General features: G+C 63.8%; 11 protein-coding genes. 4 read left to right on the plus strand and 7 right to left on the minus strand.

Annotated features, from left to right (window positions below; translation table 11 throughout):
- Positions 1–160: 160 nt before the first annotated feature.
- Both ACSS7Z_RS11305 and ACSS7Z_RS11310 read right to left on the minus strand, forming a co-directional pair.
- On the minus strand, positions 161–2437 hold the full coding sequence (locus ACSS7Z_RS11305) for a polyribonucleotide nucleotidyltransferase (protein WP_438254827.1): 2277 nt from the start codon (positions 2435–2437) through the stop codon (positions 161–163).
- 124 nt (positions 2438–2561) lie between these two features.
- Positions 2562–4481 (minus strand): GDSL-type esterase/lipase family protein, encoded by a 1920-nt coding sequence (locus ACSS7Z_RS11310; RefSeq protein WP_438254828.1) that lies wholly within the window; start codon positions 4479–4481, stop codon positions 2562–2564.
- Between the two features lie 222 nt (positions 4482–4703).
- Here ACSS7Z_RS11310 and ACSS7Z_RS11315 point away from each other — a divergent pair, with 222 nt between their 5' ends.
- The gene (locus ACSS7Z_RS11315) at positions 4704–4883 is read left to right on the plus strand and encodes a DUF5302 domain-containing protein (protein ID WP_438254830.1); all 180 of its coding nucleotides are present in this window, start codon (positions 4704–4706) and stop codon (positions 4881–4883) included.
- 86 nt (positions 4884–4969) lie between these two features.
- On the opposite strand, the gene ACSS7Z_RS11320 is transcribed toward ACSS7Z_RS11315, so the two are convergent.
- Positions 4970–5614, minus strand: a complete 645-nt coding sequence (locus ACSS7Z_RS11320) for an FMN reductase (protein WP_438254831.1) — start codon at positions 5612–5614, stop codon at positions 4970–4972.
- A 2-nt stretch (positions 5615–5616) separates the two neighbouring features.
- Positions 5617–6816 (minus strand): LLM class flavin-dependent oxidoreductase, encoded by a 1200-nt coding sequence (locus ACSS7Z_RS11325; protein ID WP_438254867.1) that lies wholly within the window; start codon positions 6814–6816, stop codon positions 5617–5619.
- Between the two features lie 141 nt (positions 6817–6957).
- Between ACSS7Z_RS11325 and ACSS7Z_RS11330 the strand changes: the two genes are divergently transcribed.
- Positions 6958–8094, plus strand: a complete 1137-nt coding sequence (locus tag ACSS7Z_RS11330) for an acyltransferase family protein (RefSeq protein ID WP_438254832.1) — start codon at positions 6958–6960, stop codon at positions 8092–8094.
- 21 nt (positions 8095–8115) lie between these two features.
- Here the strand turns inward: ACSS7Z_RS11330 and ACSS7Z_RS11335 are convergent, their stop codons facing one another.
- A complete protein-coding gene (locus tag ACSS7Z_RS11335) occupies positions 8116–8559 on the minus strand; it encodes a hypothetical protein (protein WP_438254833.1) in 444 nt (147 codons plus the stop codon).
- A 74-nt stretch (positions 8560–8633) separates the two neighbouring features.
- Here ACSS7Z_RS11335 and ACSS7Z_RS11340 point away from each other — a divergent pair, with 74 nt between their 5' ends.
- Positions 8634–9644, plus strand: a complete 1011-nt coding sequence (locus ACSS7Z_RS11340) for an isopenicillin N synthase family dioxygenase (protein ID WP_438254834.1) — start codon at positions 8634–8636, stop codon at positions 9642–9644.
- Here the strand turns inward: ACSS7Z_RS11340 and ACSS7Z_RS11345 are convergent.
- Positions 9632–9946 (minus strand): transcriptional regulator, encoded by a 315-nt coding sequence (locus tag ACSS7Z_RS11345; protein ID WP_438254835.1) that lies wholly within the window; start codon positions 9944–9946, stop codon positions 9632–9634. The genes ACSS7Z_RS11340 and ACSS7Z_RS11345 overlap by 13 nt on opposite strands.
- On the minus strand, positions 9939–10814 hold the full coding sequence (locus tag ACSS7Z_RS11350) for a hypothetical protein (RefSeq protein ID WP_438254836.1): 876 nt from the start codon (positions 10812–10814) through the stop codon (positions 9939–9941). Before ACSS7Z_RS11350 ends, ACSS7Z_RS11345 begins: the two co-directional genes overlap by 8 nt.
- 105 nt (positions 10815–10919) lie before the next feature.
- Here ACSS7Z_RS11350 and ACSS7Z_RS11355 point away from each other — a divergent pair, with 105 nt between their 5' ends.
- The gene (locus ACSS7Z_RS11355) at positions 10920–11450 is read left to right on the plus strand and encodes a DUF488 domain-containing protein (protein WP_438254838.1); all 531 of its coding nucleotides are present in this window, start codon (positions 10920–10922) and stop codon (positions 11448–11450) included.
- Positions 11451–11617: the final 167 nt, after the last annotated feature.

Consider the following 11617-nt stretch of genomic DNA (forward strand, 5'->3'; position numbering starts at 1 on the left):
CACCCCCCGGTGCGTACTTCGAGGGTAAGCGCAAATGCCTCCCTCACCTGCCATTACAGGCAGGCGGAAGCCAAGTTTTCACAACGTTCTGATAACGACGGGCACGAGAAAGGCCCGGATTCGACTCACATGGAGCAGAATCCGGGCCGAATCTCAGACTTTACGCCTCAGCGGACTCCGCATCGGGCGCAGCATCGGCGGCGGGAGCGTCGTCGAGGACGGGCTCCAGCGACAGCTTGCCGCGGTCATCGATCTTCGTGATCTTGACGAGGATCTTCTGGCCTACGTTGAGCACGTCATCAACGTTCTCAACACGCTTGCCACCGGCGAGCTTGCGCACTTCGGTGACATGCAGCAGACCATCCTTGCCGGGCAGCAACGAGATGAAGGCACCGAACGAGGCGATCTTCACAACAGTTCCGAGGAACTGCTCGCCGACCTCGGGGTTGGTCGGGTTCGCGATCGCGTTGACCTGAGCGCGCGCGGCCTCAGCCGAGGGTCCGTCAACAGCACCGATGTAAACGGTGCCGTCTTCCTCGATGGAGATCTGAGCGCCAGTCTCGTCCTGGATCGCGTTGATCGTCTTGCCCTTCGGGCCGATCAGCTCACCGATCTTGTCAGCGGGGATCTGAACGCTGATGACGCGAGGCGCGGTCGGCGCCATCTCGTCAGGCGTGTCGATCGCAGCATTCAAGACGCCGAGAATCGTCAGACGTGCGTCACGGGCCTGCGTCAGCGCGCCGGTGAGAACATCCGACGGGAGGCCGTCAAGCTTCGTGTCGAGCTGGATAGCAGTGATGAACTCGCTGGTGCCTGCGACCTTGAAGTCCATGTCGCCGAGCGCGTCTTCTGCACCGAGGATGTCGGTCAGGGCCGCGTAGCGCGTCTGGCCGTCGACCTCATCGGAGACGAGGCCCATGGCGATGCCGGCGACGGCTGCGCGCAGCGGCACACCCGCGTTCAGCAGCGACAGAGTCGAAGCGCAAACCGATCCCATCGACGTCGAGCCGTTGGAGCTGAGAGCCTCAGACACCTGACGGATCGCGTACGGGAACTCCTCGCGGCTGGGCAGCACCGGCATGAGCGCACGCTCGGCCAGGAAGCCGTGCCCGATCTCACGACGCTTCGGCGAACCGACACGACCGGTCTCACCGGTCGAGTAGGGCGGGAAGTTGTAGTGGTGCATGTAGCGCTTGGAAGTGGTCGGAGACAGCGAGTCGATCTGCTGCTCCATCTTGAGCATGTTCAGCGTGGTGACACCCATGATCTGGGTCTCGCCGCGCTGGAAGATCGCGGAGCCGTGCACGCGCGGGATGACCTGCACCTCAGCGTCCAGCGGACGGATGTCAGCAAGGCCACGACCATCCATACGGACACCCTCGGTGAGGACGCGGTCGCGAACGATCTTCTTGGTCAGCGACTTGTATGCACCGGAGACCTCACCGGCTGCAGACGCAGGAAGGGTTCCTGCTTCAACAGCAGCAGCAACCTCGGCCTTGACGCGATCCTTGACCTCGTCATCGGCGGTCTGGCGCTCGATCTTGTCGGCGATCTGGTAGACCTTCTCGAGGTCAGCTGTCGCAGATGCGGAGATGAAGTCGTAGGTGCCCTGCTCATACGCCGGGAAGACCGGGTAGACGCCCGGAGCCTTCGAGGAGTGCGAAGCCATCTCGGCCTGCGCCTCGACAAGCTGCTTGAGGAAAGGCTTTGCGGCCTCGAGCCCTGCGGCGACGACCTCTTCGTTCGGCTTTACGGCGCCGCCCTTGATGAGGTTCCAGCTGTTTTCGGTTGCCTCAGCCTCGACCATCATGATCGCGACGTCTTCGGAGCCATCAGACTTCTTGACGACACGACCGGCGACCATCAGGTCGAACACGGCCTCAGCGACCTGAGCCTCGTTCGGGAACGCGACCCACTGGTCGGCGTGCTCGCCCTGGCCCGGGATGAGCGCGAGACGCACACCGGCGATGGGACCCGAGAACGGCAGACCCGAGATCTGGGTCGACGCGGATGCCGCGTTGATCGCGAGAGCGTCGTAGTACTCGCCCGGCGCAATCGAAAGCACGGTGATGACGACCTGGACCTCGTTGCGCAGACCATCGACGAACGACGGACGCAGCGGACGGTCGATCAGTCGGCAGACCAGGATCGCCTCAGTCGAGGGGCGACCCTCACGACGGAAGAACGAGCCGGGAATCTTGCCAGCTGCGTAGGAACGCTCTTCGACGTCCACGGTCAGCGGGAAGAAGTCAAAGCCTTCGCGCGGGTGCTTTCCAGCGCTGGTCGCCGAGAGAATCATGGTCTCTTCGTCGAGGTAAGCCGCAACCGAACCCTGCGCCTGCTGAGCAAGACGACCAGTTTCGAAGCGGATGGTGCGGGTGCCGAAGCGACCGTTGTCAAGAACGGCCTCGGCGGCAGTGATTTCAGGACCTTCCAAGAGGTCTCTCCTTCTTTGTTTAAACTCGTCCATCCGTGTGACGGCCGAGGATATGCGTAAGCGTGCGTGAAAACGCACGCGAACTGCGCACAGCAGTCCACCTTTACTCTATCAGCGCACCCGCTCAGCGTAGTGCGACGCCGCGCATGCTCGACGAGCGGCCGATGTAGACGTAGTCGTCGTGCTTGGCGGCTCGCCCGTCGCCGGCGGCACGGCCACGCAAGCGCCGCCAGGCCCACGGCAGCGCGTACCTGCGCCACCACGCGGCGCGAGAGACAGGGCGGCCAGCGTCATGCAGTGCCTCATCCAGCGCACCGAGAGTCTCGGCGTGCGGCACTCCGAGCATCTCACCCGCGCAGTAGGCGAGGTAGCGGTGGCCGCGACTGCTCAGATGTACCAGATCCTCACCCCAGTTCGGTTGCGAAGCCAGCACGGGGTGCAGATCAGTATCCAGCAGAATCGCGCCGGTGCGCTCGGCGATGCCGACGAGCCTGTTGGAGAAATCGGCGAAGCGTGCCACGAGCAGCCGCGCCGCTGCTCGCCCCGGGAGGAACGGCGTGACCAGAATGACGTCGGCGTCATCGGCACGCAGTGTCCGCACCGCAGTCTCCACCTGCGCTGCGAGTGCAGCTACATCGACGCGCGCCCTCACCAGGTCGTTGGCCCCGACCAGGATGGAGACCAGGTCCGGACGGAGTTGTCTGGCTCTGGCCAGTTGCGGTCCGCTCACGTCGCGCACCCGGCGCGAACGTACGGCCAGGTTCGCATAGTGGAGTCCGCCGGGCGCCGCCAGCAGCAGTGCGAGCCGGTCGGCCCACCCGCGCAGTGTGCCGTCTGGCGCGGGGTCGCACAGTCCTTCAGTCAGCGAATCGCCCAATGCGACGTAGCGTCGCCAGTGGCCTCCGGCGACGGGCTGCGGCGTTTCCGGGCGTCGCAACCGCGGCGCCCGGAGCATCCGATCCGCCGAATTCAGCTCTTGTGCCTCCGCGAAATGTGTCAGCAGGCGGTCGCACACTGCCTCCCAACTGCGGTGCTCCACAGCCGCACGCCCGGCAGCCCCGAAAGCACGGCGCTTACGCCGATCTCCCACCAGATCTACCACCCGCATGCGCAGGTCCTGCAGGTCGCCTGGCCGGTACAACCAGCCGTCGATCCCCATCCGGACGAGATCCACTGGCCCGCCGCGCCCCGTCGCGACCACAGGGACCCCGCTGGCGTGCGCCTCTTGCAGTGTCTGGCCGAAGGTCTCGCTCTCGCCGGGGTGCACGAAGATATCGAATGATGCCATCTCCTGCGCGAGCGCGTCTCCGGTGAGATGTCCGAGGAACGCTGCACCGGGCATCAGCGACTCGAGTCGCTGCCGGGCCGGGCCCTCACCGACGATCACGAGACGCACCCCGTCCAGCTGCGCGAGCACACGCAGATCCTCCACCTGCTTCTCTGCCGCAAGCCGCCCGACGTAGCCCACGACGACCTCTCCCCCGTCGCCGCGTTCGACGCGCCGCGAGGGATGGAAGCGTTCAGCATCCACACCACGCCCCCAGTGTCGGATGCGGTCGATCCCGAGTGCAGCGAGCTGCTGTTCAGCGCCCGCTGATGGGGCAAGGGTGAGGGTGGCCCTGCGATGCAGACGGACGAGGTGGTTCTTGGCGAACTCAGTCGTTGCTGCCATTCCATAGCGGGTGGTGTACGCGGCGACGTCGGTCTGATAGGCGGCTACCGAGGCGACACCGCTGCGGGATGCGGCCAGCGCGCCGCGCCACCCGAGTGCGAATGGTGAGGCCAGGTGCACGACGTCCGGACGGAATCGGTTCAGTGACGAAGCGATGCGCTGGGCGCCGACTGTTCCCACGCGGACGTCGCGGTAGCCGGGCAGCGCGACGCTGGTCACCGGCTCAATCACAGCACCGTGCAACTGCTGGGGGATGCCCGCGGCATCCGGAGCGATCACATGGGCGACATGCCCTCTGCGTTCGAGGTGGCGCAGGATCTGCAGCACAGACCCTGTCACACCGTTCATGTGCGGCAGGAATGATTCGGTCACAATCGCGACTCTCACGATGTCAGGATGCCGTGCACGGATACCGGGATTGCGCCGGAACCGGCCCAGGCATCGAGTGTTCACTCTGTGCACGGTCTTTCTTCACCCGCTGTCTCCGATTCGGTTTCCGTTCGATCCCGGCGGTCGCGGTTCACGTGTGTTTTCGGGCACACGCGCAGAAAGGAGTTCTTTCCTGCTGGGGCACCGTCGGAGTAGGCTGACCTCATGAGCACCGAAGAAGGCGCAGCCTCCTCGTCTGAGGACATGAAGCGCAAGTTCAAGGAAGCGCTCGAGAAGAAGAACGCACATCACCGCAATGGTGAGTCGCATCTGGATGGCGAATCCGCCGTCCACGCGGCAAACGCCCCGCAGACGCGGCGCGAGTTCCGACGCAAGAGCGGTTGACCGTCAGAGGGCCACCCCGATCGGGGTGGCCCTCTTCATCTTTTATTTGTTCGAGGTCCGCCCCTCGGCTTTGCGTGCGCGCGGTATCACTCCCCCGCGAGTCCACCGAGCAGGTGGCCGAACGAACGTCCTTCCCCGAGGTAGTTCGCCGGGTCGAACGGATCTGTGGAGTGCGCAGCGTCCTTACGAGCAATGGCTTCGGCGAGCTCTTTCGCGCCCTTGGCCACGCGCTTGGCCAGCGGCGCCACCTCGTCTCCGGCACCGCCCCAGTCGCTGGATGCCGCGAACACGCCCGTCGACACGGCCTCCGCGTGCAAGTAGGCGAACAACGGACGAATCGCGTAGTCGATCGCCAGCGAATGCCGTGCGGTTCCTGCGTTCGCACCGATCAGCACCGGCTTGTCGGTGAGCGCATCCGGGTCCAGAACATCGATGAACGACTTGAACAGACCGCTGTAGCTCGTCGAGAAGATGGGCGTGACGGCGATCAGGGCATCCGCTGAATACACGGTGTTGATGGCTGATTCCAGCGCCGGCGGCGCGAAACCCGTGAGCATGTTGTTCGTGATGTCGTGCGCGTGGTCGCGAAGCTCGATCACGTCAACGGTGGCCTGCACATCCAATTCGGCGAGGTGCCGCACCGTTTCTGCCGCGAGCCGATCGGCCAGCATTCGGGTGGATGACGGATTCGAGAGGCCCGCCGAGATGACGGCGATACGACGAGTACTCATGCTCACGCTTCCTTCCTGCCGATGCCGAATGCGGCGCCTGCCGGCGCCGGTGTGTCCTGATACGGGGAGCCTGCTGTCAGATTGTCGCCGCGGTTCACACCTGGACGCGCCTCGCGGGTGGGTCCGTCCCCGTACACGGCGCGAACACGTGCGGCATGGGTGGGCGCATCCGGAACTTCTCCCGGACGGTTCTTCGCCAGCTCACGGCGCAGCACCGGCACGACCTCGCCACCGAGGATGTCGAGCTGTTCGAGGACGATCTTCAACGGCAGCCCGGCATGGTCCATCAGGAAGAGCTGACGCTGATAGTCGCCGTAGAAGTCGCGCATCCCGGCATACCGGTCGATGACCTGCTGCGGCGAACCGACCGTCAACGGCGTCATCTCGGTGAAGTCCTCCATACTCGGACCGTGACCGTAGACCGGTGCGTTGTCGAAGTACGGGCGGAACTCGTTCACGGCATCCTGCGACTTCGCGCGCATGAACGCTTGGCCGCCCAGGCCGACGATCGCCTGCTCCGGTGTGCCGTGTCCGTAGTGGGCGTAGCGCTGGCGGTACAGCTCAATCAGACGCTGGTAGTGCTCCTTGGGCCAGAAGATGTTGTTCGCGAAAAAGCCGTCGCCATAGTAGGCGGCCTGCTCCGCGATCTCTGGGGTGCGGATCGATCCGTGCCACACGAAGGGTGCGACGCCGTCGAGGGGGCGCGGCGTGGAGGTGAAGCCCTGCAGCGGCGTGCGGAACTTGCCTTCCCAATCGACGACGTCCTCATGCCAGAGCTTGTGAAGCAGAGCGTAGTTCTCGATCGCGAGCGGCAGGCCCTGGCGGATATCCTTGCCGAACCACGGGTAGACGGGCCCGGTGTTACCGCGGCCAAGCATGATGTCGGTGCGTCCGTCGGAGATGTGCTGAAGCATCGCGAAGTCTTCGGCGATCTTCACCGGGTCGTTCGTGGTGATCAACGTCGTCGAGGTCGACAGGATCAGACGCTCGGTCTGCGCGGCGATCGCGGCGAGCGTGGTCGAAGGAGAGGACGACCAGAAGGGCGGGTTGTGGTGCTCGCCGACAGCGAAGACGTCCAGCCCCACTTCTTCGGCGTGCTTCGCGATAGTGATCGCGTCTTTGATCTTCTGGCCTTCGCTCGGAGTCTCCCCGGTGACGGGGTTCTGTGTGACATCGCTGACCGTGAAGAGGCCGAACTGCATGCCCGAGTTGTCGGTGGACTCGCTCATCTTTTGCTCCGTAGTTCGTGGGGTGGATGCTGTAGCAACCCGTATCCATTCAGTTGAATATATATGAGTAAACGTCCTCCGGGCAACTTTATTCCCGACCGGTAGCCTCTTTGGATGAGCAGTACCGCGCACACGCCCACCGGTCCGGAAACTGGGTCAACCGGTCGACCCCGCAGGCGCGTGCCGTTCTGGGACAACGCCCGCTACGCGTGCATCGTCCTGGTCGTGCTCGGGCACGCAATCCAGCGCCTCACCTATGACTCCGACATCGCCATGGCGCTGTACCTGTCGTTCTACGCCTTTCACATGCCCGCATTTGCGATCATCGCCGGCTACTTCTCGAAATCCGCCCCACCCACCAGAAAGCAGATGGCGCGGGTGATCACTGACATCCTGTTGCCCTATGTGATCTTCGAACTGCTGTGGACACTGACCAAATGGCTGGTGGAGGGAGAGGCGACTGCGAACCTCACCCAACCATCCTGGACTCTGTGGTTCCTGCTGGCACTCGGCATCTTCCGACTCGTCCTGCCCTACCTGGCTCTGCTGCGCTGGCCACTGACCTGGAGTCTGCTGATCTCGCTCGGCGCCGGATACCTGCCCAATGTCGACAGCACTTTCTCACTGTCGCGCACCCTCGGATTTCTGCCGTTCTTCGTGCTCGGCTGGTGGCTGCGTGAACACGACATCGTCGACCGACTGCGCTTGATCGACTTCCGCCCCTGGTGGTTGCGAGTGCTCGCGCTGCTCATCTTCGCCGTGGACGCCTTCGTCGCCTGGAACTGGGTGGAAGTCTGGTCGAGCATCGACCTTGACCGATGGTTCTTCTACGTTGATTCCTACGCCGAACTGGGCGCGCACGCCTGGTGGTCCGGGGCGATTCGACTGGCGCTGATCCTGATCGGGCTACTGCTCACCGCGGCGTTCTTCGTGCTGATCCCGCGTCGCGCCACCTGGTGGACGCAGTTCGGGCAGTACACGATGTACGTGTACCTGCTGCACTCATTCGTGCTCTACCCGTTCCGCGAGTCCGGCATCCTGCGTGATGCCGAGCCGACCTGGATCTGGTTGCCGATGGTGATCGTGCTCTCTGTCGGAATCGCACTTGTTCTGGCAACGAAGCCGGTGCGCCAGCTGTTCCGGCCGCTGATCGAACCGCGTGCGCGTTGGCTCTTCTCCGATCAGCGACTCGGCAGTGACACCTCGCGCCGCGAGGATCCCACCGGCTCTCGCCGCCCGCGCGAGGATTGACAGGCGCGCGGCGCGGTCGATTCAGGCGATCTTGATACGACGTGTACCGAGCACGAGGTACCAGACAAGCACCGCGAGCAGCAGCAGTTCGGCCGCTATGTAGATGTAGTGCAGCACGGATTCTCCCGGGTCGCCGCCAGCGATGATGATGTCGCTACGCGCGGCCAGCGCGGGACGAATCGCGAAGGACTCGACAGCCATGATCACCCACATTGCCCCGACCAGTATCCAGCCGCCGCGGGTCTCGCGCGGCCGGGCTTGAGAGATCAGAGTCAGCACGATGAGGATGATCCACCCGGCGATCGACAGCGAGATGAACACGAGTCGGCCGATACCGAGGCCCAGTGGCGTCGTGATGCCCGGGGCCAAGAACTTCAGCGGAGTCTCCATGAAGCTCAGTCCGACGATCAGTCCGATCCAGACGGCGGGCAACAGCAGACGGAGCGAAATCCACAGACGAGGCATGACCTAAATGTTACCGGCGGTAATGCTGGGCAATATTCATCGCGGACGGAGCGATCGGCGTTTAGCCTCAGGCCATGGCTGATCTGAATCTTCCCGTCCTCGACCTCTCCCAGCTCGACAACGGTATCGAGGCCGCGGCGCGCTTCCGAGATGACCTGCGCGCGGCCACCCACGACGTGGGCTTCTTCTACCTCACCGGCACGGGTGTGACTGCGGATCTGTCCCGCCGATTGCACCGGGCAGCCCTGGACTTCTTCGCTCTGCCTGAGGAGGAGAAGCTGTCGATCGAGAACATCAAGAGCCCACACTTCCGTGGCTACACGCGCGTGGGCGGGGAACGGACGCAAGGGAAAGTCGACTGGCGAGAGCAGATCGATATCGGCCCCGAGCGTGAGACGGTCACCGACGGCCCGGCGTTCAACCGCCTACTCGGACCGAATCTCTGGCCGGCAGCGCAGCCGGAGCTGCGCGAGGTCGTGACCGAATGGCACGCGCAGCTGTCGGGCGTTGCCCGCAAACTGCTTCGGGCCTGGGCTCTTGCTCTCGGCGCCGACGAGTCGTACTTCGAGTCGAACTTCGGCGACCCGTCAACACTCATCAAGATCGTGCGCTATCCCGGAACCAATGAGCCCGCGCCCCAGCAGGGCGTGGGAGCACACAAGGATTCCGGCGTACTGACGCTGCTGTGGGTCGAGCCGGGCGTGGGCGGTCTGCAGGTCGAGCGCGACGGCAAATGGGTCGATGCTCCACCGGTCGACGGGGCTTTCGTGGTGAACATCGGCGAGTTGCTCGAGTACGCCACCGGCGGTTATCTGAAGGCCACCAATCACCGGGTGATCTCACCGAAAGCTCCGAATGAGCGCATCTCGGTGCCGTTCTTCTTCAATCCAGCATTGGATGCCCGTCTCCCACTGATCGACTTGCCTGCCGAGCTCGCGGCTGAAGCTCGCGGAGTCACGGCAGATCCGACGAACCCGATCCACAGTCTCTACGGCGAGAACGCGTTGAAGTCACGTCTGCGCGCGCACCCGGACGTCGCTGCCATCCACCATCCGGATCTGGTGGGGGCATCTCAGCTGCGGTGACCTGCGAACTCGACGATCTCCTGCAGCGCCTGCAGGTGCGCGGCGAAGGCACGCTCACCCTTCATCGTCGAACGCACCCAGGTGCGAGGACGGCTCCCGACGTCACCTCGTCGCGTCGCGACATAGCCAGCGATGTGCAGATGCGAGATCGACTTACTCAACGCCGAGTCACCCACTTGGAGGATCTCGGCGATTGTGCCGAAGTCGAGCTCATTCCCATCGATCAGCGCAGCCATAAGCGAGAAGCGGATCGGGCTGGCGAAGTTGTCATCCAACCGAAGGCGCGGATGCTTCTCAGCCATCACGGCCGTCCATGAAGGCGCTGGCCACGAAGACCAGCAAAATTGCCACAGCGGCGAGCGGCGCGAATGTGCTCGCGGACACTGCAAGGCCGAGCAGCTGCACGCTGATTGTCGCGGTGACCGCAACCCCGCCGAGGATGAACGCCAGCCACTGCGGCCAGGCCCACACTGCTCCCAGGACCGGCAGCCGTTCGCTGATGCGCCCAGCAACCCACCACGCGAGGTAGGCGAACATCAGCACCGGAGCGAGAGTCAATATCAGCAGCTCGCTTCCAACCCCCAGTACCCAGATGCTCCCAGCCATGATCACGCCGATGGTGACAGTCGCCCACCGCTCCGGCGTGGTCAGGTGTCTGTGCGGCGGTTGCTCGCCGACGGGACGGAAAGCGCGAATATCGCGTACGGCAGGCACACCGACGACCGCAAGCGCGATGAGGCCGGGCAGGAAATAGATCACCAGCGGTATCTCACCGCCAACGAGCGCCGCCACGAGCCTGCCGAGCAGGAAAATGATCAGCAGCGCACCGATCCCGATGCCCGCCGCCCATGTGCGCGCCCGTGAGCGGTTAATGCCGCCGAGCTCTTCACGTCGCTCGTTGCCTAGCTGAGTCCAGAGCAAGAAAAGTGCGAGCACGATGAGGAACGCCGAGTTCGCCGAAGTCATCCCGATGGCAAACCCTGCGATCGTCACATAAACGGATATGGTGATCGCCTCTGCGAGGGCAAGCCACGCAGCCCCGCGACGATCGACATGCTCCTCTCGCCGAGATTGCACGGCGCTGAGCTCATCCAAATATGCCTGCGCGATATCCGCCGTGGGCGGTGCCAGCGGGTCATGCCCGTCCACCGGTCGCTGTTCCATCGTCACCCTCACCAGGCTTTCCACCTGGAAAGCTCGTGGTACTTTCCTACGGGAAACCATGCGCCAAGTCAATGCCGCGCACGACGCGCGTCTGCGCCGTAGCCTGACACCATGCCATTGCCGTTCTTCACCGTCGGACACTCCAACCGCTCGATCGAGGAGTTCATCGAGGTGTTGCAGTCGGCTGAGATCGGTCTGGTCATCGATGTGCGACGTCTTCCTGGCTCGAGGCGCAATCCTCAGTTCGACGAGGACTCGTTGCGGGAATCGCTGGGCGCCGCCAGCATCCGCTTCGAGCGCATCGCGGAACTCGGCGGCCGTCGCCCGGCTTCGAAGAACGTACCGTTCGAGGTTAATGCTTTCTGGCAGAACCGCAGCTTCCACAACTATGCCGACTACGCGCTCTCGGATGAGTTTCAGACCGGATTCGTGCAGTTACTCGAACGCGGATGCGAACATCGCACGACAGTGATGTGCTCCGAGGCGGTGTGGTGGCGCTGTCACCGTCGGATCATCGCGGACCACCTGATCGCCCACGACAAGCAGGTGTTTCATCTGATGAACCAGGGCCAGCAGCACCCGACTGAGCTCACCACGGGCGCAGTCCTCAGCGAGACCACCGTCACCTACCCGGCCACCTGAGTTCGAGAAACGCATTTCTGCATGAGAAACGTTGTGGGAACCCAAGTTTCATGTGTGATGTCTCAGGTCTTCGGTGACGGTTCTTGTCTCAGAACATTGGTGACGGTTTCTGTCTCAGGAGATGGGTAACGGTTCATGAAGCCGCGGGGTTTGCCGTTGCCGACGTA

Origin of the sequence: Microbacterium wangyouchuni, assembly GCF_051546305.1 — a bacterium.
In the GTDB taxonomy this organism is placed as follows: Bacteria; Actinomycetota; Actinomycetes; order Actinomycetales; family Microbacteriaceae; genus Microbacterium.